This window comes from Bradyrhizobium sp. OAE829 (genome assembly GCF_040546575.1).
GTDB lineage: Bacteria > Pseudomonadota > Alphaproteobacteria > Rhizobiales > Xanthobacteraceae > Bradyrhizobium.
The window spans coordinates 6,092,646-6,118,964 of record NZ_JBEPOE010000001.1; the positions used below are offsets into that span (position 1 = coordinate 6,092,646).

33 protein-coding genes and 1 pseudogene are annotated in these 26,319 nt (G+C 61.4%); 20 read left to right on the plus strand and 14 right to left on the minus strand.

Annotated elements, in window-relative coordinates; all coding sequences use genetic code 11:
* The first annotated feature begins 513 nt into the window (after positions 1 to 513).
* Both ABIE49_RS29275 and ABIE49_RS29280 read left to right on the plus strand, forming a co-directional pair.
* On the plus strand, positions 514 to 732 hold the full coding sequence (locus ABIE49_RS29275; protein WP_192740577.1) for a hypothetical protein: 219 nt from the start codon (positions 514 to 516) through the stop codon (positions 730 to 732).
* Between the two features lie 280 nt (positions 733 to 1,012).
* The gene (locus ABIE49_RS29280) at positions 1,013 to 1,375 is read left to right on the plus strand and encodes a Cif family virulence factor (RefSeq protein WP_192740578.1); all 363 of its coding nucleotides are present in this window, start codon (positions 1,013 to 1,015) and stop codon (positions 1,373 to 1,375) included.
* 91 nt (positions 1,376 to 1,466) lie between these two features.
* Here ABIE49_RS29280 and ABIE49_RS29285 read toward each other — a convergent pair.
* Positions 1,467 to 1,882: pseudogene (locus ABIE49_RS29285) on the minus strand (hypothetical protein).
* A 594-nt stretch (positions 1,883 to 2,476) separates the two neighbouring features.
* On the opposite strand from ABIE49_RS29285, the gene ABIE49_RS29290 reads away from it, so the two are divergent.
* The 9 genes from ABIE49_RS29290 to ABIE49_RS29330 all read left to right on the plus strand — a co-directional run bounded on the left by ABIE49_RS29290 (position 2,477) and on the right by ABIE49_RS29330 (position 8,134).
* Positions 2,477 to 2,653 (plus strand): hypothetical protein, encoded by a 177-nt coding sequence (locus tag ABIE49_RS29290; protein ID WP_192740579.1) that lies wholly within the window; start codon positions 2,477 to 2,479, stop codon positions 2,651 to 2,653.
* A 1,880-nt stretch (positions 2,654 to 4,533) separates the two neighbouring features.
* On the plus strand, positions 4,534 to 4,743 hold the full coding sequence (locus tag ABIE49_RS29295; protein ID WP_354067044.1) for an ATP dependent DNA ligase: 210 nt from the start codon (positions 4,534 to 4,536) through the stop codon (positions 4,741 to 4,743).
* A gap of 28 nt (positions 4,744 to 4,771) precedes the next feature.
* Positions 4,772 to 4,969, plus strand: coding sequence for a hypothetical protein (locus ABIE49_RS29300; RefSeq protein ID WP_192740580.1), 198 nt, complete (start codon positions 4,772 to 4,774; stop codon positions 4,967 to 4,969).
* A 509-nt stretch (positions 4,970 to 5,478) separates the two neighbouring features.
* On the plus strand, positions 5,479 to 5,700 hold the full coding sequence (locus ABIE49_RS29305; protein ID WP_354067654.1) for a GDCCVxC domain-containing (seleno)protein: 222 nt from the start codon (positions 5,479 to 5,481) through the stop codon (positions 5,698 to 5,700).
* Between the two features lie 225 nt (positions 5,701 to 5,925).
* Entirely contained in the window at positions 5,926 to 6,102 is a 177-nt protein-coding gene (locus ABIE49_RS29310; RefSeq protein WP_192740581.1) for a hypothetical protein, read from the plus strand.
* Between the two features lie 830 nt (positions 6,103 to 6,932).
* Positions 6,933 to 7,292, plus strand: coding sequence for a DNA ligase-like domain-containing protein (locus tag ABIE49_RS29315; protein WP_354067045.1), 360 nt, complete (start codon positions 6,933 to 6,935; stop codon positions 7,290 to 7,292).
* Positions 7,265 to 7,450, plus strand: a complete 186-nt coding sequence (locus ABIE49_RS29320) for an ATP dependent DNA ligase (RefSeq protein ID WP_354067656.1) — start codon at positions 7,265 to 7,267, stop codon at positions 7,448 to 7,450. Before ABIE49_RS29315 ends, ABIE49_RS29320 begins: the two co-directional genes overlap by 28 nt.
* A gap of 15 nt (positions 7,451 to 7,465) precedes the next feature.
* Positions 7,466 to 7,675 (plus strand): hypothetical protein, encoded by a 210-nt coding sequence (locus ABIE49_RS29325; protein WP_354067046.1) that lies wholly within the window; start codon positions 7,466 to 7,468, stop codon positions 7,673 to 7,675.
* A gap of 258 nt (positions 7,676 to 7,933) precedes the next feature.
* On the plus strand, positions 7,934 to 8,134 hold the full coding sequence (locus ABIE49_RS29330) for a hypothetical protein (protein WP_192740619.1): 201 nt from the start codon (positions 7,934 to 7,936) through the stop codon (positions 8,132 to 8,134).
* A gap of 361 nt (positions 8,135 to 8,495) precedes the next feature.
* Here ABIE49_RS29330 and ABIE49_RS29335 read toward each other — a convergent pair whose 3' ends face one another.
* On the minus strand, positions 8,496 to 8,633 hold the full coding sequence (locus ABIE49_RS29335; RefSeq protein WP_354067047.1) for a hypothetical protein: 138 nt from the start codon (positions 8,631 to 8,633) through the stop codon (positions 8,496 to 8,498).
* A gap of 119 nt (positions 8,634 to 8,752) precedes the next feature.
* On the opposite strand from ABIE49_RS29335, the gene ABIE49_RS29340 reads away from it, so the two are divergent.
* Positions 8,753 to 9,178: a globin domain-containing protein gene (locus ABIE49_RS29340; RefSeq protein WP_354067660.1), complete on the plus strand. Its 426-nt coding sequence runs from the start codon at positions 8,753 to 8,755 to the stop codon at positions 9,176 to 9,178.
* A gap of 201 nt (positions 9,179 to 9,379) precedes the next feature.
* Positions 9,380 to 10,405, plus strand: a complete 1,026-nt coding sequence (locus ABIE49_RS29345; RefSeq protein WP_192740582.1) for an IS110 family RNA-guided transposase — start codon at positions 9,380 to 9,382, stop codon at positions 10,403 to 10,405.
* A 608-nt stretch (positions 10,406 to 11,013) separates the two neighbouring features.
* Here ABIE49_RS29345 and ABIE49_RS29350 read toward each other — a convergent pair.
* From ABIE49_RS29350 to ABIE49_RS29380, 7 genes are all read right to left on the minus strand, one after another.
* A complete protein-coding gene (locus tag ABIE49_RS29350) occupies positions 11,014 to 11,703 on the minus strand; it encodes a GntR family transcriptional regulator (protein ID WP_354067048.1) in 690 nt (229 codons plus the stop codon).
* A gap of 142 nt (positions 11,704 to 11,845) precedes the next feature.
* On the minus strand, positions 11,846 to 12,589 hold the full coding sequence (locus ABIE49_RS29355) for an aspartate/glutamate racemase family protein (protein WP_192740584.1): 744 nt from the start codon (positions 12,587 to 12,589) through the stop codon (positions 11,846 to 11,848).
* Positions 12,590 to 12,600: 11 nt separating this feature from the next.
* Entirely contained in the window at positions 12,601 to 13,872 is a 1,272-nt protein-coding gene (locus tag ABIE49_RS29360; protein WP_192740585.1) for an NAD(P)/FAD-dependent oxidoreductase, read from the minus strand.
* Complete coding sequence (locus ABIE49_RS29365) at positions 13,869 to 15,536, minus strand: thiamine pyrophosphate-binding protein (protein ID WP_192740586.1); 1,668 nt, start codon at positions 15,534 to 15,536, stop codon at positions 13,869 to 13,871. The genes ABIE49_RS29360 and ABIE49_RS29365 overlap by 4 nt, the downstream gene beginning before the upstream one ends.
* Positions 15,533 to 16,759: a pyridoxal phosphate-dependent aminotransferase gene (locus ABIE49_RS29370; protein WP_192740587.1), complete on the minus strand. Its 1,227-nt coding sequence runs from the start codon at positions 16,757 to 16,759 to the stop codon at positions 15,533 to 15,535. The genes ABIE49_RS29365 and ABIE49_RS29370 overlap by 4 nt, the downstream gene beginning before the upstream one ends.
* A gap of 27 nt (positions 16,760 to 16,786) precedes the next feature.
* On the minus strand, positions 16,787 to 17,140 hold the full coding sequence (locus tag ABIE49_RS29375; RefSeq protein ID WP_192740588.1) for a RidA family protein: 354 nt from the start codon (positions 17,138 to 17,140) through the stop codon (positions 16,787 to 16,789).
* Positions 17,141 to 17,167: 27 nt separating this feature from the next.
* Complete coding sequence (locus ABIE49_RS29380; protein WP_192740589.1) at positions 17,168 to 18,085, minus strand: NAD(P)-dependent oxidoreductase; 918 nt, start codon at positions 18,083 to 18,085, stop codon at positions 17,168 to 17,170.
* Positions 18,086 to 18,363: 278 nt separating this feature from the next.
* On the opposite strand from ABIE49_RS29380, the gene ABIE49_RS29385 reads away from it, so the two are divergent.
* The 5 genes from ABIE49_RS29385 (at position 18,364) to ABIE49_RS29405 (ending at position 21,519) form a co-directional block, all read left to right on the plus strand.
* On the plus strand, positions 18,364 to 19,200 hold the full coding sequence (locus ABIE49_RS29385; protein WP_192740590.1) for a transporter substrate-binding domain-containing protein: 837 nt from the start codon (positions 18,364 to 18,366) through the stop codon (positions 19,198 to 19,200).
* A 10-nt stretch (positions 19,201 to 19,210) separates the two neighbouring features.
* Positions 19,211 to 19,873: an amino acid ABC transporter permease gene (locus ABIE49_RS29390; protein WP_192740591.1), complete on the plus strand. Its 663-nt coding sequence runs from the start codon at positions 19,211 to 19,213 to the stop codon at positions 19,871 to 19,873.
* The gene (locus ABIE49_RS29395) at positions 19,870 to 20,640 is read left to right on the plus strand and encodes an amino acid ABC transporter ATP-binding protein (RefSeq protein WP_192740592.1); all 771 of its coding nucleotides are present in this window, start codon (positions 19,870 to 19,872) and stop codon (positions 20,638 to 20,640) included. The genes ABIE49_RS29390 and ABIE49_RS29395 overlap by 4 nt, the downstream gene beginning before the upstream one ends.
* Positions 20,641 to 20,864: 224 nt before the next feature.
* Entirely contained in the window at positions 20,865 to 21,200 is a 336-nt protein-coding gene (locus ABIE49_RS29400) for a hypothetical protein (protein WP_354067049.1), read from the plus strand.
* A 31-nt stretch (positions 21,201 to 21,231) separates the two neighbouring features.
* Positions 21,232 to 21,519, plus strand: coding sequence for a hypothetical protein (locus tag ABIE49_RS29405; protein WP_354067051.1), 288 nt, complete (start codon positions 21,232 to 21,234; stop codon positions 21,517 to 21,519).
* Positions 21,520 to 21,537: 18 nt separating this feature from the next.
* Here the strand turns inward: ABIE49_RS29405 and ABIE49_RS29410 are convergent, their stop codons facing one another.
* Positions 21,538 to 22,608, minus strand: a complete 1,071-nt coding sequence (locus ABIE49_RS29410; RefSeq protein WP_192740594.1) for a putative sulfate exporter family transporter — start codon at positions 22,606 to 22,608, stop codon at positions 21,538 to 21,540.
* Positions 22,609 to 22,738: 130 nt separating this feature from the next.
* Positions 22,739 to 22,960 (minus strand): hypothetical protein, encoded by a 222-nt coding sequence (locus ABIE49_RS29415; RefSeq protein ID WP_192740595.1) that lies wholly within the window; start codon positions 22,958 to 22,960, stop codon positions 22,739 to 22,741.
* A 206-nt stretch (positions 22,961 to 23,166) separates the two neighbouring features.
* Here ABIE49_RS29415 and ABIE49_RS29420 point away from each other — a divergent pair, with 206 nt between their 5' ends.
* Positions 23,167 to 23,400: a hypothetical protein gene (locus ABIE49_RS29420; RefSeq protein ID WP_192740622.1), complete on the plus strand. Its 234-nt coding sequence runs from the start codon at positions 23,167 to 23,169 to the stop codon at positions 23,398 to 23,400.
* Here the strand turns inward: ABIE49_RS29420 and ABIE49_RS29425 are convergent.
* From ABIE49_RS29425 to ABIE49_RS29435, 3 genes are all read right to left on the minus strand, one after another.
* Positions 23,350 to 24,174, minus strand: coding sequence for an SDR family NAD(P)-dependent oxidoreductase (locus ABIE49_RS29425; protein ID WP_192740596.1), 825 nt, complete (start codon positions 24,172 to 24,174; stop codon positions 23,350 to 23,352). The genes ABIE49_RS29420 and ABIE49_RS29425 overlap by 51 nt on opposite strands.
* A 69-nt stretch (positions 24,175 to 24,243) precedes the next feature.
* Positions 24,244 to 25,182 (minus strand): hypothetical protein, encoded by a 939-nt coding sequence (locus tag ABIE49_RS29430; RefSeq protein ID WP_354067052.1) that lies wholly within the window; start codon positions 25,180 to 25,182, stop codon positions 24,244 to 24,246.
* 99 nt (positions 25,183 to 25,281) lie between these two features.
* Positions 25,282 to 25,920 carry a TetR/AcrR family transcriptional regulator gene (locus ABIE49_RS29435; RefSeq protein WP_192740597.1) on the minus strand — a complete coding sequence of 213 codons (639 nt, stop codon included), beginning with the start codon at positions 25,918 to 25,920 and terminating at the stop codon, positions 25,282 to 25,284.
* Positions 25,921 to 26,083: 163 nt separating this feature from the next.
* Between ABIE49_RS29435 and ABIE49_RS29440 the strand changes: the two genes are divergently transcribed.
* Positions 26,084 to 26,293, plus strand: a complete 210-nt coding sequence (locus ABIE49_RS29440) for a ferredoxin (RefSeq protein WP_192740598.1) — start codon at positions 26,084 to 26,086, stop codon at positions 26,291 to 26,293.
* The last annotated feature ends 26 nt before the right edge of the window (positions 26,294 to 26,319 follow it).

The window sequence follows — 26,319 nt, forward strand, 5'->3', positions numbered from 1 at the left end:
CGTTTGGTGCTTTAGGCGCACCGCAGCAACAAACGCCTATTTCCGAGGTATTGCTTAAGTGAAAGTTTGTTGCTCCCTATCACGGCGAGGTAGTGAGAGTTAGATCAACCGCGACTAGGTGCGACAATTTAGATCCTCCCATCAATTAGGCATTTGCTCCTCCGCGTTCCTGCCGGGCGCTGTCCATACTCAGAAGCGGGTAATTAAGTCCGATAGTGGACAGACGGCCTGACGTTTTCGTACCTAGTATCTTCTGTCTTGGGGGCAGTGATGAAAGAGTACCGTGCCTATTTGATCGACCACCGGGACGGCCATATTAAGCGCCGGGTTGATTTGGTGAGGTAGCCAGAGCGCGCTCGAAGCTACTAGTTGATGGCCACGACGTTGAGCTGTGGCTAGGCACCGCGAAAATTGCCACCTTCCACCAACTCAACAGCTAGGTCCGTAGTTCTCCGAGTGTAAACGGAGTTTGCGAGCAAGGATCGATTAATGACCGAGCCGTAACGTGGCCAAATGACCGACAACTCCAATCATCCGATCTCAATGGAAGAGATACTGCGCCGTATCCGTGAGCGGTACGCCGCCGACGAGATGAAAGATAAGGCGCTCTGCACGGATCAAGCCTTCCCAATCGTTGAGGAGGAGTGCCCGCACGGCCTGTGCGAGGTCATCAAAAAAACTGCGCAAGAAATCTCTCGATTGAAGGCCGCCTCGGTTGGCGGACTCTTTTAACAACGGACTTGGCAGCTTCACGGATCTGAGCCACTGAATCCTCTGTGGCGGTCCGAATGTCGTGCAGGCTTCGGAGGCGCCGGCATTCCCAGCGCATCCTGAGCACTTCCCGCTCTCTTTGGTCGTTAGGCACGATGGGCGCGGGATGGTCCGGAATACGATTGGGAGAGGCTATGACCCGCGACATCCGTAGTATTACGAAAAGACGTTCAACGACTGTTCATGATGAACCGACTAACAGCGCGACCGGGGAGGCGCGGTCGTTTTAGGATGGGCATCGATGGTGACGTCACCCGACCAGTTCGATCCTCTTGCTATTGTCGTAGACTGGCTTGATACCTGTCGCTTCGGCGATCTTGGAGCCCTAGTCGACATGTACGACGAGCGGGCGACGCTTGAATGCGGCTGCGATGGTGTGACCCTCATCGGACGAGCGTCCATCGCGGCTTACTGGGGACCGAAACTTGCGATGGCGTCTTCGACGGCATTCGCAATGGACAACTTGACGCTCACCGCTGACGGCGTTTGTCTTGACTATCGAAATTATGAAGGCGACCCCGTGCGGATGCTCTTCCGGTTCACCTCCTCCGGCCAGATACTGCACACTGAGTGTGGGCTGTTCAGTCAGCGTTGCGCCGCCTGACCGTCTGACCGCTCATCGCTTGCTCGCGGCACATTGCCGACGTAGTTGACCACTCGAAGAGCTGCAATTGCAGCTTGAGGGATTGCACATTTCAATCCCGATCGCCCGGCCACATTTCGGAGGCGGGCGTGTCCGCCGAGATCTTGGTCGGTCGTAGGGCGATCAGCTGACTTCTCTTGTAGGGATATCGGCGCTGCTCAGAGCATTCCTTGCAGCGCATGTAACGCTCAAGCTCGTGCACCGGCGTCGTCTTCGGACGGCGAATGATGTCGAGGGCAACTGTTTGGTTGGTGTTGCATCCGAGGCACTTCACTTCGAGGTAGCCGTAGCCCGCGTTCAAAGCGTCGCCAATCAAGAGCGAGGGTTGCGCCGGCCCCCGAAACCCAACATCCGCGCGTTCCACGCCTCGCAGGCGAGGCGATCTGCATTCTTCCGCGCCCTGGTTGCTTCGTCAAACTTCGCCCGAACGCTTGAGCCGAACAGATACTCGCGAGATTTGGTGCTCATCGGTCACCATAAAGCGCGGCTGTTCGCTTTCCGCAAATTATCAATGTCTGGGGGACAAGCCCGATCGGACGATACTGGCCCTCGTGGGTGTGGACAAAGATTGGTTTCTGAGCCGAGGAACGAAGCTCGTTGCCGCAAATTATCGCTCCGGCGGCAGGCAAGAGGAGCTGGGCTTCCACATCTGATGGAGGAGCGGCGGATATGCAAACGGCGTCAGTAGTTGCGGCCCTATACCTCAGTACCTGTTCGCTCGTCTGCGCGCAAAGTTCGGCCGGCGGCGCGGGATCGACAGGGGCGGGCGGCGCGGCCGGCTCCACTCTTTCGAACGGAAGCACCATCAGCGGGACCGGCGGATCGCCTGGCCCGAATACCTCAAATGCGCTCAACCGCGGGACGACCGGAAATAACCTCGGCGCGCCGCCAAACCGCCCCTGGGCCTGCTGCTAAGCACGGCAATGCTGTTGATACTCCCGCAGCAAAAGCAGCCACGCAAAATCTTGGCAATACAGACGCGGGCGTTCTCAAGAAATAACCGAAGGTCCGACAGTGCCACCGCCGCCACCCCACATTCCGCAAGCTAACGAGCGCGGAGTATTGCAGAAGTTGAGCCTCACCCGTGGTCTTCCTCTAGAAAAGCTGTATCCGGCGGGCAAGGTTCTTATCGCCAATATGGTGGTGAAGGGCTGGATAAAGAAGCAGCCTGACGGGCGAACCTATTGCAGAACAGCGGCAGGCGACGAGGCGTTGAAGGCGATTATTCCTGTGAAGTGATTAAGCCGAGATTTCTAAGCATCGAGTACGCGACGGATGCAAGCATGTCGCGAGATCTCGCCGACGAAGCGCCGCGGCCAAACTGACCAGGTGCGCGCTTAACGCGCGATGCGCCTATTCATTTCGCTGGCGATCGCTTTCTGGCTCGGCTTGATCGTCACCCGGGGTGAGGGTCGCTTGTTGCAATTGATTTTGCTAAACCAGCATTGGTCCGACCCGCGAACGCCTTGTGATCGCCGCCAGACAGCGGTCTGCGCACGATAGTGCCGCACCATGTGATGCGTCTTGCAGCCGAGACATTTGACTTCAAGATAGAAGCACCAGCGTTGAGCCTTGGCCTTGGAACAGGGAGTGGCAAGCCGAGCACGCGTCTGTTCCAGACTTCGCATGCAGAGCCGATCCGAGATCCGTAAATCCTCTGCCCTGACTTGTTACCCACCGGGCTTGCGCCGGGTTGCGCGGTGCAAGCTTGCCGCTACGTGTTGCGTTGGACAGCAGGGGCGCCGCTAGGATCCTAGGCATTGGGCGATCGACGAGCGCGAAGCACTGGGAAGCAAGAAAACGCAACCTATGGCTTTATTTTCGGCAAAGTTCCGCCCGGATTTCTGGCCAAGATTCTCATACTAACAAAACGGGGGACCAAATGAAAGCAGCTGATTATGCGCGCATGGCGGAAGAGTGCTCTCGCCGAGCCGACGCGATGCCACCAAGCCCAGAGCGCGATGCCCTGATTGAGAAAGCCCGGCTGTATCGGTCCTACGCCAAAATGGACAATTGGGTGGCTTCTAAGGAGTTGCAGCCACCGGCTTAAAAACCCGGACTCACAATCCTAGTTTGGCTTCAACTCACTTCGCTTCCGCATGTAATAGCCCTGCCTCTGAACGGTGCATCTAATCTCGTCGCTAACGCTCGCGACCCTCCGCTTTCTCTTTTGCCATCTCCCCGGCGTGTCACCGAGAGGTATCGACGATCCCTGTCTCACCACCAGCAGATCACGTTTATGGTTTAGGTACACGTCGAACATGTGCCACCTCCGATCCGAAGCCGAAACACTATCGTTTCAGTTCAAACAGAAGGTTGCGTGAAAGCAACAGGCCGAGCGGTATTTTGGTGATCTTCACCGCGCACCCAGCTACCGCGTTGATGATGGATGGTTGGTCGATGTTATCGTTGATCGTTGCGCCATCAGACCGCTGCGAATCTACGCGCGGCGGTAATCAAACGCCAAGGCGTAGCTCGGCAACAACGCTCGCGGGGCGCCATCGTTTGATTCATCAATTAGAAACCATCTTAAATGATCCGAAAACTTTAACGAAACAACTTAGCCGTCTCGGCGTAGGTTTGTCGGAGGGCACAACCCATGACAAATCGCCGGCTTAGAGAGCAGGAAGTTCAGATCGCGCGTTATCAGTTTCTGTCGCGTGAGGTTACTGACCCGCTTGCGGCGTGTTTGCTTCGCGTCATTGTCGAAGAGCTTGAGGCGGACCTGCGACGGGATCGCGCCATAGATCAGAGTTAGTCTGAATGTGGGTCGCGCGCGTAAGCTCGACGGATGTTTACGGCGCGAGCCGGCCACGCTGATCTGCTCCAGCGAAGGGGCACCAGACATTCATTGCACACTGCGACGTTGCCGCGCGAGATTTGCTGATGCCCTTGCGATATCATAATCGTGCTGTCCACGGTGCTGCGCACCAAGCGGACACTGGATGGCCGCGAGATCGATCAGATCATTCTGGACGTGGAAACGCGTAAGGCGTTGGCGATTGAGCATAAGCGCCGGGCCGAGTGGCGTAAGAGTGAGTTGGCGGCCGAACGCTTTGGCGTTGAATGTGAGCCGCTTGATGCCGCGCGGTTGCGACACGGGGCAAGGTCGAGACCGGATGGTCCCACACGATCCCGGGCAAATCCGAAAACGGCTTGATACGATCGTTAGTCCAAAGAGCAAATTGAGTAAGCCAATCAAAAAGCCAAATGCGACATGGGTTGAACCTCGGCTTTTCGCAGACATTGACTATCGCGACATCACATCTGAGGGGCTTTTAAGGGCAAGTTCGTTCAAGGGCCTGTCAAAAGGAACGAAGGGTTCCTAGTCGCGTTTTCCTTTAGAGGTATACGCCAATGGACAGCTTGACGAAAAAGGCGCGGCCGGACCGCTCGCTGATTAAGCAGCCGGAAAAGAAAGTGAAAGCCGCCGAGTGCGCGAGAGAGGCGCGCAAGCAGGCAGCCTTGCTGGCACCGGGAACGCTCCGCGATGCGCTTCTGGTGAAGGTTAAGCAATACGAGGCCGAAGTCGCAGAGGCTAGTGAGAGGCATTAAGTGATCGACCCTAATTGTCCAGCGTGTTTCGGCCTCGGCTGGGTTTGCGAAAATCATCCCGACCGCGCGTGGGATCAAGAGTTGGGCTGTCAGTGTGGTGCCGGGATGCCGTGCGAATGTCAGAGGGCCAACGGACCAGAGCAACCGGACGTGAGTGCGGTACTCAGCGAGAGCTCGCCTATCAAGCACGAGCACTCGGCTGCTAGCGGCAACGTTTAGCGAAACAAGTTACCCGTCTCGGCGCAGGTTTGTCGGAGAGCAGGAACTGCAGATCGTGCGTAATCATTTCTGTCGCGTGAGGTAACTGATCCGCTTACCGTGTGTTTGCTCCGGGTCATTGTCGAAAGAACTTGAAGCCGACCTGCGAAGCGATCGTGACGTGATTAGTGAGTTTTTCCAATGCCGTTAGCGTTGGCTGTAGCTGGGATGTGCAGTCGAAATCGCTTGAGTTCTTTCAGCGGTAGCGGCAGCTGCATGCCGATCTTTGCGGCTCGAGGGCCGTCGATGAAATCTACAGACTTCGGACACCGCACGGCCTTCAGCACCAAGCGACCGAGACAATGCGACCAATGGACCAATGCATGCCAGTTTTCTATGACTGCGCCGGTTGCGGCACTCGCCTGAAACCCGACGCGTTCGACTGTTGCGTATTCTGCTCCTACGGAACCGTGCCGTGCCCGACGATCCAGGCGAACGGCAAGTGGCTGCGAAGATCCCCACTGGAACCTTAACCGCCCCGTTTCGTTGCCATCGGCATCACCGGCCAGAGGGAGCGCGCGTGCCGTGATGGAACAACCAAGTCTCACTTCGTACTCAATCGCAGCGCGCATATGTCTCATTATTGCGATCCTAAGTACGGCGCTGCTCACCACGGTGATTACGCGCGGCGTCGTTATGTAAGTAACTGGACAAGAGGTTTAGACCCTTTCTAAATGTCCCCAAATGCGGGGCGCAAGATGCAAGAATACAGGGCCTACACCATCGGCTCGGACGGCCACATTCAACAGCGCTTCGACCTGACAGCCACCGATGAGGCTACGGCCCGAGAGCAGGCCAAGCGGTTAGTGGACGGCCACGACGTAGAGCTATGGCAAGGCACCGTGAAGGTCGCGAAGTTCACCCGCAAGCATTAGTCGCAAGTTCTTCGACCGGGAAAGGTGTTCTCATGCGGAGAATGCAATCCCCTGTGGTCGGAACAAAGCAGCGATCCGAGCATAAACATCGCATGGACAATTTGAACCAGCGCAAGGACGAGGCTCTCGTCTACCTCTCGCTAAGCACAGCAACGTTGATTGCGTGCTTTGCCGTTGCGCTTGCGTTGTATTAGAAGGCCGCCTCAAGTTGGCGGCCTCTTTCGTTTCGGCCGTAAACCAGTCGATCCCCTATAGACAATTAAATCGGAAATGCGCGAGGGCAAATACGCTTAAGGCCCAAAGGCCCCGGCTTCGACTTCGACGCTAAGGGACCGTGGGGCCTCATCGCCGCCATCGTGATCGTGGTGCTGATCCTCCTGGGGCCGCGCTTGCTCTATTAAACCTGACCTGTTTACTGAACTTTGCCGGTTTGCGGGTTTTAGTATTGCAGTCCTGTTGGTGAGCGTAGCGTGGCGAAGTCTTGGCCAGCAGGAGCCTTGCTCTTCAGGGTGGCCAGTTGCGGCTTGATGAATCCGGGCATCGCCGATTTCTCGGCCGCCGCAGAGCTCATACGCGTCGGAAAGAAGAAGGTCTGCACCCGCAAGGGCTGGACTGGACGAAGCGATTTTCTCTAATCGCCGGCGCTCGATATTCCCGGACGAGCCATCATCGATGGTGAAGTGGAGGTCGTCCACGAGGGCCGGACCAATTTTTCAGAACTCCAGGCCGAACTCGCCCGCGGCGATCAAGGCAGGCTGGTGTTCTATGGCTTCGACCTTTTATGAAGGGATGGCGACTTCCGGAAACTGCTTCAGCTCGAACGCAAGCAGATGCTGGCCGACCTTGTCGGGGAAAACGACATCGGCCTTCCGGTTCTGTATTCCGAACATCTGGCCGGCGACGGGCAGGAAATGTTCGAGCACGCCGCCAAACTCGGTTGGGAAGGGATCGTGTCCAAGCGAGGTGACTCCCCGTACCGATCGGAGCGAACCGAAGCTTGGCTGAAAATCAAACCCGTCCAGAAGGGGAAATTCCCGGTCATCGGGTTCGTCAAAGATGATCCCACCGAGGTTGCTGCGCTGTACCTCGGTAAGAGGGAGGGCAAAGAGCTGGTCTACATGGGCAAAGTCGGACAGGTTGGAATCGAACCACCTCCCGGAAGATCAGGGACGCCCTCGACGCCGTGGTGAGCCCGAAATCCAAACTGACCAAATCTATTAAAAAGCCCAAGGCGACATGGGTTGAGCCCTCATTCGTGGCGGATGTGGAATTTCGGGACATCACCTCGGAAGGGCTGTTACGGCAAAGTTCATTCAAAGGCCTGAAAAAAGGAACGGGGAAGGCTTAGGGGCGTTTCCTTCCCATGAGTGTGTATCCCCTGATGGAAAATTCGATCCAGATTGCCTGGAATTACCTGGAGCGAACGGGTCAGATCGACGATCCCGAGTTCACAAGCAAATTCCTGCTGAACAACGTAGAGCACGCCGTTCGCATAGGTGAGCGCCGGCAGTTGATACTGACCAACCGTGCCATCTCGGCCTACGAACGGCTCAAGCAGCCTAAGGCGGCATAGTTCGGCGGCGTTCTTCCTTCAAGGATGGTCGTCATATGGGCGCGCGGTATTCCTGCGATATCCGAAGTAGGGCCCGCGCTTATGGTGCCAAGACGGTCTGACGCTGGGGTTAACCCCGCCAACTTGCCTGAGCCTGCAACACAGGCGCGGGCTTTTCAGGTTTAGCGGGAGGCTTGGGGCTTAATTCAAATTGCCTGGCCATCACTTCTCCTTCCGCACGCCCTTGAACTTCTTCGCGGACTTTTTGACGGCCATGAACTGACCGCCGGCATTGTTGCGCTTTACGCAGGGGAGTGGCGAGTGAGCCATGACGGCAAGGCAGAGAATGTCTATCAAACCAAGGAATCGGCGTTCGAGGCCGCGGTTGCCGCAGCTTCATTGGCGCTCCGGCAGGGTCATGAGGTAATCGTCAAAGCTCCCGGCCACGGGACGGCGACGGGTGCGGCAAACCCGGGGTGAAGCTCGCAACGCTCCGAGCGTGCTAGTGCGTCAGGGTGGCGAAGTGGTCGCCCGTGAAGAAACGCTTTGGAAGTTAACGGCGGCCAATGCTGACGGTCAGCCATGGGTCGGTGGACCAGCGTTCAGAGAATCCCTGAGGGCTTCAGCGGCCGAGAATGCCAGCTTCACCAGCTCTTCGCCCTTAAGCCTGGCTGGTCGCTTTAATAGTCGGTCCCACACCATCCAATTTGTGCCGCTGCCGTCTTGCCTAACAAGGAAGCGGGGTAGTGAGGATTCAACCATGACAGCCTTCCGTGGCAAGGCGCGGCCCACCGGGCGTCATCCCGGCAGCCCAATCAATCGCGACAGGACGAATTGGTTCCTAGCCGAACAGGTCCGCCCCGGCCGGGGTGAACTTCACGAAGGTGCCGCTCTCGTGAAGCAGCAGCCAACCGCGCGAGATCGCGAGATCAAGGCCGGCCCTGTATTCGGCTGGGCTGGCACCTTCTTTATACAGCATCGGTGCGTTGATCTTTTCGATGTGAATGCGGCCCTCCTACATCGCCTCGATCGTGTTAGCAATCTCTAGCAGCTTGCGCGCGGCTGGAAAATGCGAAGGACATCCCGTCTGAGAAAAGTCTGTATGCGCGGCTTGGGGGTGTATTTGCCATCGCGGCGGTGGTTGATCACTTCAGCGACGCCGTCGTGAAGAACCCGGTCGTCGGCCAGAAGTCCAAGAACCCGCAGCTGCGGGAATGGCATACCAAGAACCTGAAAAGGTTGCCCGGCCTCAGGTTCATGCGCACGCTGTGGGTCTGCAACGTTTCTGGTGGGCCTTTCCAGTTCACCGCGACCAAGCCCGGCAAGACGCCTGTCGGCCTGGAGGAGGCTCATCGGGATCTCCGGATCTCCCCGGCCGAATTCGATGAGGTCGCAGCCGAACTTGGACGGACGCTGGACTTCGCTAAGGTCCAAAAGCGGGAGAAGGCGGAAGTCCTGTCAGCCTTTGCGGCCCACAAGCATGAGGTCACGGCCGGCTACGTCGCAGCGGGCAAGCGCGGCTGAAGCTGCTGTACCGCCTCGTCCAGACGATCCCGCCCAGCCAGCGTTGGGCGGGAAGTGTCGCTGCGCCCCAACGAGATCAAAGAAGTAGAACTACGAGCTGCGGTGCAACGAGTCTGTTTCTGATGTGGTGGACGGCGCCCGCTCCCGGCATCGAAGTGCCATAGGGTGGCTCGTCGGAGACGAATCACAGGAGCCGTCCACATGCAAATTACCACGGTTGGTTTGGATATCGCCAAGAACGTGTTCCAGGTTCACGGCATTGACGGGGCCGAGAAGGTCATCGTCAGAAAGCAGCTTCGCCGCGGCCAGGTTATGGCGTTTTTCGAAGCTCTGGCGCCATGCGTCGTCGGCATGGAGGCCTGTGCCACGTCGCACCATTGGGCGCGTGAGTTGACGAAGCTGGGCCACGAGGTCCGCCTGATGCCGGCGAAGGATGTGAAGGCCTACGTCAAGCGCAATAAGAACGATGCCGCCGACGCGGAGGCAATCTGTGAGGCGGTGCGGCGTCCGACCATGCGTTTCGTGAGGATTAAGACTGCCGAACAGCAGGGGCAGTTGATGCAGCATCGTACGCGGGATCTGCTGATGCGCCAGCGAACTCAGTTGATCAACGCATTACGGGCGCATTTGGCCGAGCTCGGCATTACAGCGGTGCAGGGACGCGAGGGGATCAAAGAGTTGTTGGCGATCGTCACACAGGATGATGGTTCGCGCTTGCCGGTTGATGCTGGTGCGAGCCTGATGGTTCTGGCGACACAGCTTCAGACTGTCCAGACGCTGATCGGGTCGATCGAGAAGCGGATCGTTGCACAGCATCGCTCGAACGAGGCCAGTAAGCGGCTCGAGACCATCCCCGGTATCGGCGTCGTAGGCGCGACCACCATCACGGCCGTCATGACCGACCCGAAGGCGTTCCGGTCGGGTCGTGATTTTGCGGCTTGGATCGGGATCGTGCCACGGCAAGATTCAACCGGTGGCAAACCGAAGCTGAGGCCGATCTCGAAACAGGGCGACCAATATCTCAGGCGCATTCTTATCGTCGGAGCCCATTCGGTCTTGCGGCGCGCGCGCCAGCAGCCGGAGAAGTATCCCTGGCTCACTCAGCTTCTGGCCCGGCGACCGTTCAAGGTCGTCGCGGTCGCACTTGCCAACAAGATGGCGCGGGTCGCCTGGGCGTTGTTGGCCAAGGGCGGGACCTACCGGGCGCCCCAACTCGTGGCGGTCTAAAAGGGCTCGGCAATGGGAGGATGAGGTTGCGTCCGTGCGTTCACGAACTGCAGGGGTGATGACGACATTGATGCGAAACGGTCGAGACCGTCGATTGGGAAAACCCGTAAAGTGCCACGCGAGGAAAGAACGCGTGCTTTTGGTTGGGACCCGATCAGCGGATCACATCAGGGCCAGCGGCCAAAGCGGCTGCATTCATAGGCCGGATACATGGCTGCACCCGAACGCTTCGCCGAATTGTCAGATTCCTCTTGCACCGCGGGCGCCGTCCATACATGGCACTTTGCCGACATGGCTAACCTGGCGGGCGATGTCCGCTTCTGGGTGAAAAGCAGATATCGTTATTATTCAATTTGCGACCGGCTGCTTCTGGTGCAAAGCAGCCATTGCGCTCGACTTGACCCCGCACCTGGAACAGCTTTCTGCATTTAGGCGGACGATCGGAGGAAATATCGCAGTGGGGAAAAGCGGTAGCGGTCTCTCGCTACCAATTTACCCATCTAACTCCATGTCGGAATCGGTGGTTGCGCTTCCCGCAACGCCCCCTGCAGACATTCGAGCATGTCAGCCGTCGCGCCGAAGGGCGTGCTGATGGCGCGTGATCCGGTCTAATTCGCCGCCGTTCTTGCGGCCGGCATGTAGATCTGGGCGTAGCCTTCCTTGATCGCGGAGGTGATCCGATCGAGCCGTCGGTCGATGTGCTTTTCCAGCACCGAGACACAAGTCTCTTCGTCCCGCGCCTTCAGGCCCAGCACCACGGCGCGATGCTCGGCCTGGGTGTTGGAGCGGTTGATACGATCCATGTCGATCCAGCGCACGAAGCGGATGCGGGCGTTGACGTTGCGCAGCACGCGCAGCATCTCGGCATTGTTCGACATCGCCATCAGCCGCTCATGGAACGTTTCATCAAGCTCGACCAACTCGACGGACGAGCGCTCGCCGGGGTCGGGACCGGTCGCCTGGAGAAACACCAGCAGCGCGTCGATGTCTTCATCGCTGGCGCGTTTGATCGCGAGACGGATGGAGGCGATCTCGATCGACTTGCGCAACTCATAGAGATCGAAGATCTCGTGCGCATCGAGCTCGCGGCAGAAAAAGCCCTTTCCCGGCGTGAAGCGCAGGAAGCCTTCGGTGTTCAGGCGGTTCAAGGCTTCGCGCAGCGGCGTGCGGCTCACGCCGAGGCGCTTGGCCAGTTCGCCCTCATTGAGTCGTTCGCCGGGCTTCAACTCATAGCTCACGGCCATCGCCTTGAGCTTTTCATAGACGCGATCGACGACGCTATCGGAACCGAGTTCCACGTGACATACCCCAGCTGAATGCATTGCCGAACACAGCCGAATATACCGAGGCTGTGCGGGCAATGGCAAATGCGCAAAGCCGTCGGGCGTTGATGTCCCAAGGCTTTTTGAGAGGCTTATTAGAGGCTTTTGGGCCGGGCGATCAGCCAAAGACGCGCGGGCGCAGCCCTGCGTGGAACCAGGTGATCATGGAGTAGATGTCGTAGACCGGCAGTCCGACCTCGGCCTGCAGTGCGGCGGCGTAGGGCGGCATGTTGGTGCATTCGAGCACGATCGCGCCGACCTCCGGATGCCGGGCAACGAGTTCCTTGCCGGCTTCGACCACATCCTGTTCGGCCAGCGCGACGTCCATGTCGTCCTTTTCGGCCTTGATCAGAACGCGGAAGAATTCACGGCCGTTCTCTGTGCCGACCAGTGGCGTGTCGAGCGGCACGCCGGCGCCTTCGAGATGCGCCGGCGATAATGTCGAGCCCGACACGGTGACGAGGCCGACGCGCTTGCCCGGCGGCAGTGTCGCCTGCACCCACGGCACCTGCATCAGGGAAGAGGTCGCAACGGGCACGCCGACCGCGGCCGCGAGCTCCTTCTGGAACAGCGCCAGGAAACCGCAATTGGTGGTGATGGCCTCGGCGCCGAGCCGCACCAGGTCCTTCGCGGCATCGATGAAATCCGGCAGCAGCCCGGCCGCGCCCTTGAGCACGACTGTTTCCGGGGAGGCTCCGCTCACCACGCGATACAGCACCGGGAACGGCCAGGTGGTGCCGTTACCCATGTCGCCGGGGATCCGCGGAAAGCGCGCTTCGAGCATGAGAATGCCGAGCGGCGCGCCGTAGAGCGCCTTGCCGCCGCGGGCGATACGGGAAGAGGAATTGGCTGGATGGGTCATGGCTCGATGTCTCAGAGGAAGCGGGAGGGAGCGAAGGGATCAAGCGGAATTTCCGGCGGCTTGCCGCTCAACAATTGCGCGACCAGCCGGCCGGTGCGGGCCGAACCGACCAGGCCGATATGGCCGTGGCCGAAAGCGTAGACGACGTCGCGCGTGGCGCGTGCATAGCCGATGCAGGGACGCCCGTCCGGCATGCTCGGGCGATGGCCGAACCAGGTCTTGATGCGCGAGGCCGGAATGTTCTTCGGCAGTTTTGGGAACATGCTGAAGAGATTGTCGCGCAGGACCTCGGCGCGCTTCCAGTTCGGTTCGGCATCGAGGCCCGCAATCTCCACCGTGCCGGCGGCGCGCAGGCCCTTGTCGGTCCAGTTGACGACCATCTTGGCATCTGAAGCCATCATCGAGCTGCGCGGCCCCGATTCCGGGTGCTCGATCATGACGTGATATCCGCGCTCGGTTTCCAGCGGCAACGGATCGCCGATCGAGGCGGTCAATCGTCTCGAATGCGCACCAGCGGCCACGACCGCGGCATCGCACGGAATTTCGCCGCTCTCCGTGATGACGGCGATGAGCTTGTTACCGTCGAGCTTGAGACCCGTCGCCTTGGCCGCGACACTCTTGGCGCCGAGCGCAATCGCGTGCGCGCCAAGTGCGGCGACATAGCTGCCAGGGTCGCGACAATGCCCGGCTTCTTCCACCACCACACCGAATTTGTAGCGCGGATGAAGATCAGGCTCGCGCTGGCGCATCTCGTCTTCGGTCAGCTCCAGCCACTCGATGCCGACGCGCTTGCGGATGCGCCAGCCGAGATCTCCGTCAAAGGGCGCGCGCGAGGGAAACACATGCATCACCCCGCGCCGCTCAATCAATTCGGGAACGCCGGCTTCTTCCGCGAGCCGCTTGTGCAGCAGCGGCGCGTCCTTGAGGAGATCGCGCAGCGCCCGTGCCGTCTTTTCGACCTGCGCCTCGGTCCAGCTCGACAGCAGATACTTGATCAGCCAAGGCAACGCCTTCGGCAGGTACGACCAGCGGATCGCAAGCGGCCCCATAGGGTCCATCAGATAACCGGGCACCTTCTTCCACGTGCCGGGCTCCGCCGGCGGGATCACCGAATGCGATGACAGCCAGCCGGCGTTGCCGTAGCTCGCGGCTTGCGTGCCGCCGGGCTCACCGGGATCGATCAGCGTCACGCGATGGCCGTCGCGCAGCGCCTCGATCGCGCTGATCACGCCGACCGCGCCGGCGCCGATAATGGCAACGTGGCGGCCGGTCTTTTGGCTCATGCCTCGTCCTCTGGCGCAAAGTCCTTGCTGACTGAAATCGCGCGCGGGTCGATCAGGCAGTGCAGGATCGACGGCTTGCCCGAAGCGAGCGCGCGCTCGAAGGCTGGCGCGAATTCTTCGGTGCGCTCGACCCGTTCGCCATGGCCGCCGAATGCCTTGGCGTAGAGCGCGAAATCCGGGTTCTTGAGCTGCGTGCCGACGACGCGACCGGGATAGTCGCGTTCCTGGTGCATGCGGATGGTGCCGTATTGCGCGTTGTCGATGACGATCACGATCAGCGCCGCGTCGTATTGCACGGCGGTGGCGAACTCCTGACCGTTCATCAGGAAGCAGCCGTCGCCGGCGAAGGCGACGACGACGCGCTCCGGATATTGCCGCTTGGCGAGCACGGCCGCCGGCACGCCATAGCCCATCGAGCCGGAAGTCGGCGCGATCTGGGCGGCAAAGCTGTGGAAGCGATGATGGCGATGCAGCCAGCCGGCGTAGTTGCCCGCGCCGTTGCAGACGATCGCGTTCTTTGGCAGGCGGTCGCGCAGCCAGGTGACGATCTTGCCATACTGGAAGGCGCCGGGCAGTTCGCGCGCGCCTCCCGTCCATTCGAGATAATCCACGTGCGCCTTGGCGGCCTCACCCTTCCAGGCCGGCGTGGCCGCAGGCTTCAGTGTTTCGACCGCAGCGGCGAACGCGGTCGGCGTCGCCTGGATCGCGAGCGTCGGCTGGTAGACGCGGCCGAGCTCTTCGGAGCCCGGATGGACATGGATGAGCTTCTGGCTCGGCACGGGGATGTCGAGCAGCGTGTAGGACGATGACGGCATCTCCGACATGCGCCCGCCGATCAGGAGAATAACATCGGCGCCGGTGATGCGCGCCTTGAGTCCCGGGCTCGGGCCGATGCCGAGGTCGCCGGCATAGTGCGAATGATCGGCGTCGATCAGCGAGGCGCGGCGGAAGGAGGTTGCGACGGGGAGATCGAACCGCTCGGCGAAGCGCGCGATGGCTTGGGTCGCCTCGGCGGTCCAGCCCGAGCCGCCGAGAATGACGATCGGCGCCCTGGCGCCTGCGAGCATGGCGCCGAGACGGTCGAGATCGGCAGGCGCAGGCCAGCTCGCCGCCGGCTCGACGCGCGGCGCATCCGCCACCGCCGCCGTTTCGGTCAGCATGTTCTCGGGCAGGGCGATCACCACGGGGCCGGGACGGCCCTGCAGCGCCACGCGAAATGCTCGCGCGACCAGTTCCGGGATGCGGTCGGGGCGGTCGATCTCGACCACCCATTTCGCCATCGTTCCGAACACGGCCTTGTAGTCGAGTTCCTGAAACGCCTCGCGCTCGCGCATGCCGGTATCGACCTGGCCGACGAACAGGATCATCGGCGTCGAGTCCTGCATCGCAATGTGCACGCCGTGGCTGGCGTTGGTCGCGCCGGGGCCGCGGGTGACGAAGCAGATTCCGGGGCGGCCGGTAAGCTTGCCATAGGCTTCCGCCATCATCGCGGCGCCGCCTTCGGCGCGGCAGATCATGACGTCGATCGGGCTGTCATGGAGCGCGTCGAGCGCAGCGAGATAGCTCTCGCCCGGCACGCAGGTCACGCGCTCGATGCCCTGTGCGACGAGTTGATCGATCAGAATCTGGCCCCCGGAGCGGGCGTTGCTTTTCGGTGCGGTCACGACAGTTCCTTGCAAGCATTGGTGATGCGTCGGAGGGCTTCGCGCAGGTTTTGTTCTGACGTGGCGTAGGATAGACGGAAAAAGGACGCAAGGCCGAAACAACTGCCGGGCACCACGGCAACATCGTGCCGTTCTAGCAGATAGCGGCAGAAAGCGCTGTCGCTGTCGATCTCCGTGCCCTCAGGGGTGCGTCGGCCGATCAATCCGGCGCAACTCGCAAAGACATAGAACGCGCCTTCGGGCCTGCGGCAACTGATGCCGTCGATCGCGTTCAACGCGTCCACCACAAGGTCGCGACGGCGCTGGAACGCGATGCGGCGCTCGGCGAGGATGTCCTGCGGTCCGCTCAGCGCCGCGATCGCGGCGGCCTGGCTGATCGAGCATGGGTTGGTCGTGCTCTGGCTCTGCACCACGGCGATGGCCGCGATCAATTCACGCGGTCCGCCGCCATAGCCGACGCGCCAGCCGGTCATGGCATAAGCCTTGGAGACGCCATTGATGGTGAGCGTGCGGGCCTTGAGGCGTGGTTCGAGCGCCGCGGCGGTGACGAAGGGCGCGCCGTCATAGCTCAGATGCTCGTAGATATCGTCCGCCATCAGCCAGACCTGCGGGTGGCGTATCAGCACGTCGAGGATCGGACGGAGCTGCGCCGCGGAATAGGCGGCGCCGGCCGGATTGGACGGCGAATTCAACAACAGCCAGCGCGTGCGCGGCGTAATCGCGCGCTCGAGATCGTCGGCGTCGAGCCGGAAGCCGTCGGCTTCGCGACACGGCACGTCGACCGGCGTACCGTCCGCGATCCGCACCATATCGGCGTAGCTCGTCCAGTAGGGGGCCGCGAGAATGACTTCGTCGCCGGCGCTCAGCGTCGCCATGAAGGCGTTGTGGATCACTTGCTTGGCGCCCGCACCGCAAGTGATCTCGTCGCTGGCATAGTTGAGGCCGTTCTCGCGACGGAATTTTTCGGCAACAGCCGCCTTTAGCTCGGACGTGCCGTCGAGGATCGTATATTTGGTCTGGCCGGCACGAATGGCCGCTTCCGCCGCGGCCTTGACGTGATCGGGCGTGTCGAAATCCGGCTCGCCGGCGCCGAGCACGATCACCGGCCGCCCCTCGCGCTTCAGCCGCTGTGCGGTCGCTCCGATCTTCAAAATCTCGGAGACGCCGATCGCGCCGAGCCGTTTTGCGGCGAGAAAAGTTGCGGGTGAAGCCGGGACCGTCACGGAACGCTCCGTTGCCAGGTTACAGGTTCATCGGCGCGCAGCGGTGGCGATGACTTCGATGCGATAGCCGGGATCCGCCAGTTCGACCTTGCCGCAGGCGCGCGTCGGCGCGTTGCCGGGCACCACCCAGGCATCATAGACCGCGTTCATGGCGTCGAAATCGTCCATGCTCTTGAGCCAGATATGGACGCTGAGCAGGCGCGACTTGTCGGTGTCGGCGCGCGCCAGCATGTCGTCGACTTTCGCCAGCGCCTCGCGGGTCTGCTGGGCGATATCGCCGCTCTTGTCGTCGGCGACCTGGCCGGCGAGAAAGACGAGATCGCCGAACACGCTGGCGCGGCTGCGTCGTGCATTCTGATCGATGCGAATGATCTCAGACATAGGCTATCCCTACCTGTTCAGGTTTCGTCACCGGCCGGTGGCGATGATGCGGCGGCAATGGTCGAGCGCGGCACCAATGAGATTGTCGCTGGCCTCCGGTGTGCGGAACGCCGAATGCGCCGACAGCGTCACGTTGGGCAGCGTGGTGAGCGGGTGTTCGGCCGGCAGCGGCTCGACCGTGAACACGTCGAGACCGGCATGGGCGAGATGGCCCGAGCGCAGCGCGTCGAGCATGGCGGCCTCGTCGACCAGCGCGCCGCGTGCCGTGTTGATGAGGATGGTGCCGGGCCGCATCATCCCGATACGTTCGCGCGACAGGAAGTTTTTGGTGTTGTCGTTCAGCAGCAAATGCAGCGAGACCACGTGGCTCTCGGCGAGGAGACGCTCGATCGGCACGAACTCGACACCCGGATGCGCCTTCGGTGTCCGGTTCCAGGCGATCACCTTCATGCCGCAGCCGAGCGCCATACGCGCGGCCTCGGCCGCGATGCCGCCAAAGCCGATCAGCCCGAGCGTCTTGCCGGTGAGCTGCATCGCGTCGCGGCGCAGCCAGTTGCCGGCACGCATCCCCCGATCCATTTCGCCAAAGCTCTTGGCGGAGGCCCACATCAACGCGATCGCGCATTCGGCGACGGCGGTGTCGCCATAGCCCTTGATGGTATGGACCGTGATGCCATGCTCGGCGAGCTCTTCCGGATTCATGTAGCTGCGCGCGCCGGTGCCGAGAAAAACCACGTGCTTGAGGCCGTCGCACTTCGCCGCGATGGCCGTCGGCACCGCGGTGTGGTCGACGATCGCGATCTCTGCGCCCTCAAGCAGACGCGGCAGGTCATCGGGCTTGATGCCGGGGTCGCGGTTGATGGCGACTGGCAGGGTTTCGGGGCGCAGCAGCTTTTCCGTCACCGCCGCCAATGTGTCGTTCGCATCCACGAATAGGGCGCGCACAGGCATCTCCTCAGATCATGAACAGGCAGCGGGCCGTCGCCAGGCGCGGACATAACTTGCCCTGCCAAGCGATCGTGCTTTGCTGCGTTCAGTCTTGTATTCAGAGATGAATGCGATTTGCAATCCCGTCTGAAAGGAATTTTTGGGTGCGCTGCAAAAATAACGGGCGGTCGGAACGCTTGACCCGCAAACGGGCAATTTCTAAAATACGGACTTGCATTTTGATCTGAATACAGAATATTTGACGGGTCGGAGTTAACAGCGAGGAGGGACTGACGATGAATCGCAGGGACGCACTCACCACCGTGGCGCTCGCAGGCGCCGCACTTGCCGCGACCGCCTCGGCCCCGGCCAATGCTCAGACGACGTCCACGCTCGATCGCATCAAGAAGAACGGCGTATTGCGGGTCGCGGTGATCGTAGGCCAGGAGCCCTATTTCCATAAGGATCTCGCGAGCGGCGAGTGGTCGGGCGCCTGCATCGACATGGCCAACGACATTGCCGCGAAGCTCGGCGCCAAGGTCGAGAGGGTCGAATCGACCTGGGGTAACCAGATCCTCGATCTGCAGGGCGACAAGGTCGATCTCGCCTTCGCCGTGAACCCGACGCCCGAGCGTGCGCTGGTCATCGACTTCTCGACGCCGATCCTGGTCCACTCGTTCACGGTGATCACCAAAAAGGGCTTCGCCAAGCCGCAGACCTGGGCCGAGCTCAACAAGCCCGAGGTCAAGATTGCCGTGGACATCGGATCGACCCACGAGATGATCGCGCGCCGCTATTGTCCGAAGGCGACGATCTCCGGCTTCAAGAACCGGGACGAGGCGATCCTTGCCGTCGCCACGGGACGCGCGGACTGCAACGTGTCGCTGGCGGTGCTCTCGGTGTCCACGCTCAAGAAGAATCCCAATCTCGGCGAACTGGCGATTCCGCGGCCGCTCTTGACGCTGCCGACCAATATGGGAATCCGCGCGGAGGCCGACCGCCGCTACAAGGACTTCCTCAGCGCGTGGGCCGACTACAACCGCTCGCTCGGCCAGACCCGCGAGTGGATGCTGAAAGGCTTCGAGGCCGTCAAGGTGAGCGCAGAGGACATTCCGGCCGAAGTGCAGTTCTGACGGAGCGGCGATGTACGCCTGGGACTTTGCAGCGCTAAAGCCGTACTGGGGCCTGATCTGGCACGGCCTCCTCATCACCGTGGCCTACACGCTGACCACGGTGATTGCGGGCCTCGTGATCGGGCTCGTTGTCGGCATCCTGCGCACGAACTCGCCGCTCTGGGTCAGGATCCCCCTGCGTGGCTATATCGAGGTCTTCCGCTGCACGCCGCTCCTCGTGCAACTGGTCTGGGTCTACTATGCGCTCCCGGTGCTGATCGGGGTCGACATGTCGGCTGCGATGGCCTGTTTCCTTGCGCTGTCGCTCTATGCCGGCGCGTTTTATGCCGAGATCTTTCGCGGCGGCATCGAGGCGGTGGACGTCGGCCAGTGGGAGGCCGGGCGCGCCATCGGCATGCGCCGTAGCAATATCTTCCGGCGCATTGTGCTGCCGCAGGCGATCCAGGTGATGATTCCCTCCTTCATCAATCAAACCATCCTGCAATTGAAGAACACGTCGCTGGTATCGGTGGTCGCCGTCGGCGACCTCCTGTATCAGGGTTCGGTGATCACGGCGGCGAGCTATCGGCCGCTGGAGGTCTATACGACGATTGCGGTGCTCTATTTCGCCGTGCTGTTTCCGCTGACGCTGGTGGCCGACCAGGTCGAGCGGCGGTTGGGAGCGCATCGATGAATGCGAACGACGCGACCCTTGCCGCGAACAACATTCACAAGGCCTTCGGCAGCAACAAGGTCCTCAAGGGCGCATCGCTCCTGGTGTCGCGCGGCGAAGTCGTGACCTTGATAGGGGCCAGCGGCTCGGGCAAGTCGACGTTCCTGCGCTGCCTCAATCTGCTCGAAATGCCGCAGCAGGGCCAACTCGCCATCGGCAACCATCGGTTCGACTTCGGCCCGGGCGTTCGCGCGCCGACGGATGGCCAACTGGCGCTGCTCCGCCGAAGCGTCGGCATGGTGTTTCAGCACTTCAACCTGTTCCCGCATATGTCGGTGCTCGGTAACGTTACCGAAGGTCCCGTGCAGGTGAAGGGGATGACGCAGGCGGAAGCCAACGACCTCGGCCGCGACCTGCTTGCCAAAGTGGGATTGGCCGACAAGGCCGACACGTTTCCGAGCCGGTTATCAGGCGGGCAAAAGCAGCGCGTTGCGATTGCGCGGGCGCTGGCCATGAAGCCGGACGTGATGTTGTTCGACGAGCCGACGTCGGCGCTCGATCCCGAGCTTGTCGGTGAGGTCCTGGCCGTGATCAGCAGCCTCGCGAGCGAAGGCATGACCATGGTTTTGGTGACGCACGAGATGGCCTTTGCCGCCGACGTATCGAGCCGGGTCGGTTTCATGAACGATGGTGTCATGGCTGAAGTCGGCACACCTGACGAGATCATCCGTCAACCGCGCAGTGAGCGGCTGAAATCGTTCTTGAGCCGCTTCCATCAGGCCCACTAGGTGCGATGGCTTCCTGTCAAGACAGTCGGCGAATTTCGGCCATCGCTGACTACATTTGTGAGCCGATCGCCTGAGCGCGGCGTCCGTGCTAGCTTGTGACGTCATCACCAAACGTTTTGAGCAAGATGCCTTCAGAACTCACGGCCGCCATTGAGGAAGCCTACCGCGTCTTCGGCGCGTATCGATTGGGCCATGACCTCGTCGTATGCCATTGCCGAAGTTGCATGACCGAGGAGCAGGAACGACAGCTGGTCAACAGGCCCTTGCGGTCAATCCCGGCCGATCTGCTGGCCGAGTACACCAACTCCGCGCATGACTATGACGATGATCGGGTCTCGCGTGAGCTACGCTGTTTCCTGCCACGTTATTTCGAACTGATCGCCGCGCATGATTACCCCGACCATAACGGACTGGATATTTGCCTGCGCCGGCTTGGCCAGGCCGACTATCGGAACAAGTGGCCGGAAGCGGAGGTGGAGAGCATCGACCGCTTCTTCGATGCATTCCTGAGCGACAGCCTGACTACGCCTCGATCTGGAGCTGTGGCCTGCTGGATATAGTCTCGCCTTCGATATCAAGGACGTCGTGACGATGGTCGTGACTGCAGGCGGCGATATCGATCGGCTCTTGCACAATTGGGCCGGTGCCGAGGACCCGGCCGCGGCCATCCACATGGCCGCGTTGCGCGAGGACGTGCTCGAGGAGCGGCAGAAGACCTATCTCCACTCTCCGTACCTGGAGAGCCACGAGGATGCGGCCAAAAGAGTGGGTGAATGGCTATTGCAGCCGAACCTGACGGCACGAATAGAAGGCGCGTTCTTCGCAGTGAGCGATCCCAGATTGCAGGAGATATTGTCCAAGGGATTGAGAACGGCGTAGCCACTCTGACGGCTCGCTTCACCTGAAGAAGTGGACAAGTCCGATGCTCAGGCCGAGCAGCAGGAGCAGCGACAGCGTGACCGCGGCGGTGACCCTTCCGCCGACCGTTGAGAGAACGCGCACGTCGACACCGAGCCCGAGCGCGGCCATCGACAGCACGGTGAGGATACCAGCGGTTTTTGTCACCGGCGCGACCGCGATGTCAGGCACGAGCTGAAGCGAGCGCAGCGCGGCGAGCACCAGAAAGCCGATGATGAACCATGGCACGAGCTTGAACGGGCTGATCGCAACCGCCCTGGTCGCGTCGGCATGGCGCTTGCGGCGGTGCGCGGCTATGAGCGAGAGCCCGACCACGATCGGCCCCAGCATCAGCACGCGCACCAGTTTCACCAGCGTGCCGATCTGCGTGGCGACGATACCGGCGGGGACGGTCGCCGCCAGCACTTGCGGAACGGCATAGACGGTAAGACCCGCCAGAATGCCATATTGCGTCGCGGACAGGGCGAGCAACGGGATCAGGAGCGGCAGGCCCAGCACCATCAAGACGCCGAGGATCGCGGTGAAGGAGATCGACGAGGCGACATCGTCGCCATCGGCGCCGATCACGGGCGCCACCGCAGCGATTGCGGAATTGCCGCAGATCGAATTGCCGCAGGCGATCAGGATCGACATTTTGGTCGGCAGGCCGAGCATCCGGCTGAGGCCGTAGCTGACAGCGAGCATGATGATGACGGTGGCGACAATCGCTGCGACCAGAAGGTAGCCGGACGCCACGATCGCGGCAAAGCTGACGGAAGCGCCGAGCAGCATGACGGCGACCTCGAGCAGCTGTTTGGCGCTGAAGGCAATGCCGGAGCGCCAGCGCTGGGAGGGTTGCCAGGCGGTGCGAATCGCCATCCCGAGCAGGATCGCGATGACCAGCGCTTCGACATAGGGGTGGGCGAAGATGCGCTCTTCGACCAGTTGGGCGCCAAGCGAAACGGCGGTGATCGCGCCGCAAAGTGCGATGCCCGGAATGAGGGCCAGGCTGCGCCTGAAAGCGCCAGGGTCCGATCTTATCCCGTCAGACTCGTGTTGTTGTTGCGGCACATGCCCCCCGTTTTGGAGAACAGTTTATGCGCCGGCCTGCTCGGCTTCACCAATAAATTTTCGATTCAGCGAGATAGGGAGAGTATTTTTCTTCCCGCTTCAACCGGGGCGGGCGCATCGCGTGCGCGCCCTAGAGCAACCCGAACAGGCCCTGCGCCCACGCCACGGCCTGCCCGAAGCTGAAAGCGCCCGGTTCGAAGTACATCGCGCGTGCCAGCACGATGACGCCGACCAACCCCCAGAACAGCCCGACACCGGCCGATTTCAACCAGCCCGACGCGCGCTCCGGCGCGGCCGCCGAATCGGCGGTCGGGACCAGTTCTCCAAAGGGATCGAAGGCGGGAGGGCTCATGACGGCTTCCATTGAATGAGCCCCTAATGTCGCGCAGTTCGGCCCGGAAGCAAGGGTAGCGGTATGCAATCTGCGGCCGGAACGTGGAAGCCCCTTTCCCGCCGCCGTTCCGGGGGAGGCTTTTCTTCTCCTGGCCCCCAATTCAAGCCGCTTGACCCGGCCGTATTCCCAGCCACACTGGTGCGAATCCGAAACAGGAGCCGCCCATGGTATTTCTCATTACCGCGCTCGATACATCGGGAACCGTGACCTTGCGGCGGGAGTCGGTGCTGGCCGCGATGAAAAAAGCCGATGAACTGATATCGGACGGCTGCTGGGACGTCGAAATCGTTACGCCTGACGGCGCCACCTACCATTCCGGCGAGTTTGACCAGTTGAGAGAGCGGGTGTCAGGCCGCCCAGCACTGCCCGGCGCCGTCGACGCGCAGCACCTGTCCTGAGATGAACGCCCCCATCGGACCTGCGAACATTTCGACGACGCGCGCGACTTCATCGACGGTGGCGATGCGGTCGAGCGTGCCGGTTTCGACCATCCTGTTCTGATCGACTGCGCGCGTCCCCATGAAGCGGCCGGTGCGGGTGTCGCCCGGCGCGATGCAGTTCACATTGATGTCGTAGGCGCGCAGCTGATCGGCGAGGCAGCGCGTGTAATGCGTCATGCCGGCTTTGGCGACGGCATAGATCGAACCGTTGGTACGGCCCTTGAAGGCCGCGACCGAACCGATGGTGACGATGCGGCCCTGGCGTCGCTTCATCATCTCCTGCGCTACCGCCTGGCAGGTCAGGATCGTGCTGAGCAGGTTGCGATCGAGCACCGCGCGCACGTCTTCTTCCTTGATGCCGATGGCGTCGTTCGGATCGGGCTTGCCGCCCTTGGCGGCGATGTCGCCGCCGGCGTTGTGAACGAGGATCTCGATCGGCCCCAGTTCTCGCGTCGTGGTCTCGACCACGCGGGTGATGTCGGCACCTTGCGTGAGGTCGCCGAGCACGCGAATGGTGCGCACGCCATGCGCCTTGGCGATCTCTTCCGCGACCGCCGTCAGCGTCGATCCCTCGCCATATTCCGCCGGTCCGTTCTCGCGCATGCCGTGGATCGCGACGTCGGCGCCCATCGCAGCCAGTTTTTCCGCGAAGGCGCGGCCGAGCCCGCGGCCCGCGCCGGTGACCAATGCAACCTTGCCCTTGAGCGTCCGTGCGCCGTCGCTGGAAGTCATGATGTCTTCTCCTGGATGTGAATGTGTCGCTGTGATCGCGGGCGGCATCCGCGGGTGATGGAATGCGCCCTAATTCTTGATCGCATAGAGCGGCGTCCTCACCGTCAGCTGATAGGACGGTTTCGGCGTCCAGGCGATCTGCGCGGTGACGCCGAACAGGCGGTTGTCGTCGTCGTCCATGCGGTCGAGATCGAGCCGCACAATCGGCTGGGTGAAGGCCGGGAACGGCGCGAGATTGAGAAGCTGCGCACCGCCGAACGATTGCACGCCGAAGCGGCCGGTCAGCTTCCAGTTGTTGTCCCACTGATAGTAGCCGCCGACATAACCCATGTAGCCGGGCTTCACTTCAGCGAATATGGAATCGACGATGATCTTTGTGTACTGCGCGCCGGCGAGCAGTCCTCGCGTTTCGTCCGGGTTCAGCGCGTAGCCGAATTCGAGGATCGTATTGTAGGAGGTCGTGGCCAATGGCGCGTCGGAAATCGATCGCGATGCGTTGCTTTGTATCGTCACCGTTGGAAACATGCCGCCGTTTTGCTGATAGAGGTCGGCCTGAAATCCGACCGTAAAACCGTAGATATCGAATGACGACCAGGGCAGGCTGCCCGATTGGGACGAAGCGCCGCTGACGCCACCATAGACCGACAGCCACTCGTTGACGTCAACCGTCAGGGGAATGTCGAGATTGATGCTTCGGCTGGCCGGCGAGGACAAGGTCCCGAGCGATGTCAGGTTCGACAGCGTCGACAATAGTGGCGGCGCGTTGAAGCCGATCGAGAGCGTACCTGCCGGCAGGGTGGTGTAGATCGTTCGCAAGTCGAGATAGATGTTCGGCAATACCGGCTTCGGCTTGGCCGGCTCATCTTCGTCCTCGCCATTGTCCTTGCTGTTGTTTTGGCCGAACGCCAGACCGCAACAGCACAGCGACAGCAATATCCCGAGCGCCAGCCGCCGGCCGGTTCGCACCGGCCGGGTGTGCGCAAATCGCATCTTCAATCGAACTTGCACCGGCCCACTCGCATCCAGGGCAGCCGCTTTCCGGCAACAGCTACGCAGGCCGCATGGTAACGGATTTGCGGACGCCGCACCATGAGGACCGGGCGAGCCTTATCGGCCGTTCTTGCCTGCCGCCTTGATGCCGACCGCCAACGCCAGCTTGGTCTGCTTGACGATATCTTCGACCAGCTCTTCCCGGCTGACATTGGCAAGCTGGCCGGTGAGAAGTCCCTGTTCGGCCAGCATGACCACGCCGTGCAGCGCGGCCCAGATTTGCAGGGCGCTGCGTTCGCGCAGCAATCCGACCGCCGGCGCTTCGAGGGATTCGAGCAGCAGCTCGAAGGTTTCCATCGCCGCGACGTGCAGCTCGCTGCCCTTGGGTGCACATGCCATGATCCGTGAGGCGAACATCAGGCGGTAGACGCCGTTGCGGCGAAGACCGAAATCCAATGTGGCTTGCGCCAGGCGCGACAGCTTCGAACGCCTGGAGGGTTTTCCGATCGACTCGCGCAGGATGGCGTTGAACTGGCGGAAGGCTTCGGCCGTTACCGCCGTGAGCAGGCTCTCGCGGTCGGCAAAATGCTTGTAGGGAGCCGGCTGCGAGACGCCGAGCTTCTTGGCCAGCGCACTGATGCTGATCGCTTCGGGGCCGCCGAGTTCCACTTCGCCGAGCGCGGCCTGAACCAGGGCATCGCGGAGATCCCCATGGTGATAGGTGTTGAGCGCTTTACGTGCGGGGCGAGGCGGCATTCAGTGTAATGATCTATAACTTTCCGCTTGACAGCACAATCGCGACGATAATGTAATAGGATATAACTTGAAGAGGCGGGCCGGCCGCGGTCGGTAACGCCCAAATCAACATGAGGAAATGCGACGCGCCGGTTGAGCGCGCGCGGCTTGAAGGAGCGCTCGCATGTCGGGAAAGCTGAAGATCCGCGTCGACCAGGACAAATGTCAGGGACACGCACGCTGCAAGTCGCTGGCGCCGGAACTGTTCGAGCTCGACGAGTTCGGCAATGCCCATGAAGTCGGCGACGGTTCGGTCCCCGCGGGCCTGGAAGACAAGGCCTGGCTCGCCCAGACCAATTGCCCCGAAATCGCGATCGAAGTGCAGGAAGAATAGCGGCGATAGTCCGTTCTTTTGAATCA

Bases quoted from the DNA above. Each gene is read 5' to 3' on its own strand.
- ABIE49_RS29275 (WP_192740577.1), top strand. From the start codon at position 514: ATGACCGACAACTCCAATCATCCGATCTCAATGGAAGAGATACTGCGC.
- ABIE49_RS29280 (WP_192740578.1), top strand. From the start codon at position 1,013: ATGGTGACGTCACCCGACCAGTTCGATCCTCTTGCTATTGTCGTAGAC.
- ABIE49_RS29295 (WP_354067044.1), top strand. From the start codon at position 4,534: ATGGTCCCACACGATCCCGGGCAAATCCGAAAACGGCTTGATACGATC.
- ABIE49_RS29300 (WP_192740580.1), top strand. From the start codon at position 4,772: ATGGACAGCTTGACGAAAAAGGCGCGGCCGGACCGCTCGCTGATTAAG.
- ABIE49_RS29310 (WP_192740581.1), top strand. From the start codon at position 5,926: ATGCAAGAATACAGGGCCTACACCATCGGCTCGGACGGCCACATTCAA.
- ABIE49_RS29315 (WP_354067045.1), top strand. From the start codon at position 6,933: ATGCTGGCCGACCTTGTCGGGGAAAACGACATCGGCCTTCCGGTTCTG.
- ABIE49_RS29325 (WP_354067046.1), top strand. From the start codon at position 7,466: ATGAGTGTGTATCCCCTGATGGAAAATTCGATCCAGATTGCCTGGAAT.
- ABIE49_RS29335 (WP_354067047.1), bottom strand. From the start codon at position 8,633: ATGCTGTATAAAGAAGGTGCCAGCCCAGCCGAATACAGGGCCGGCCTT.
- ABIE49_RS29345 (WP_192740582.1), top strand. From the start codon at position 9,380: ATGCAAATTACCACGGTTGGTTTGGATATCGCCAAGAACGTGTTCCAG.
- ABIE49_RS29355 (WP_192740584.1), bottom strand. From the start codon at position 12,589: ATGACCCATCCAGCCAATTCCTCTTCCCGTATCGCCCGCGGCGGCAAG.
- ABIE49_RS29360 (WP_192740585.1), bottom strand. From the start codon at position 13,872: ATGAGCCAAAAGACCGGCCGCCACGTTGCCATTATCGGCGCCGGCGCG.
- ABIE49_RS29375 (WP_192740588.1), bottom strand. From the start codon at position 17,140: ATGTCTGAGATCATTCGCATCGATCAGAATGCACGACGCAGCCGCGCC.
- ABIE49_RS29385 (WP_192740590.1), top strand. From the start codon at position 18,364: ATGAATCGCAGGGACGCACTCACCACCGTGGCGCTCGCAGGCGCCGCA.
- ABIE49_RS29390 (WP_192740591.1), top strand. From the start codon at position 19,211: ATGTACGCCTGGGACTTTGCAGCGCTAAAGCCGTACTGGGGCCTGATC.
- ABIE49_RS29395 (WP_192740592.1), top strand. From the start codon at position 19,870: ATGAATGCGAACGACGCGACCCTTGCCGCGAACAACATTCACAAGGCC.
- ABIE49_RS29400 (WP_354067049.1), top strand. From the start codon at position 20,865: ATGACCGAGGAGCAGGAACGACAGCTGGTCAACAGGCCCTTGCGGTCA.
- ABIE49_RS29405 (WP_354067051.1), top strand. From the start codon at position 21,232: ATGGTCGTGACTGCAGGCGGCGATATCGATCGGCTCTTGCACAATTGG.
- ABIE49_RS29415 (WP_192740595.1), bottom strand. From the start codon at position 22,960: ATGAGCCCTCCCGCCTTCGATCCCTTTGGAGAACTGGTCCCGACCGCC.
- ABIE49_RS29420 (WP_192740622.1), top strand. From the start codon at position 23,167: ATGGTATTTCTCATTACCGCGCTCGATACATCGGGAACCGTGACCTTG.
- ABIE49_RS29425 (WP_192740596.1), bottom strand. From the start codon at position 24,174: ATGACTTCCAGCGACGGCGCACGGACGCTCAAGGGCAAGGTTGCATTG.
- ABIE49_RS29435 (WP_192740597.1), bottom strand. From the start codon at position 25,920: ATGCCGCCTCGCCCCGCACGTAAAGCGCTCAACACCTATCACCATGGG.
- ABIE49_RS29440 (WP_192740598.1), top strand. From the start codon at position 26,084: ATGTCGGGAAAGCTGAAGATCCGCGTCGACCAGGACAAATGTCAGGGA.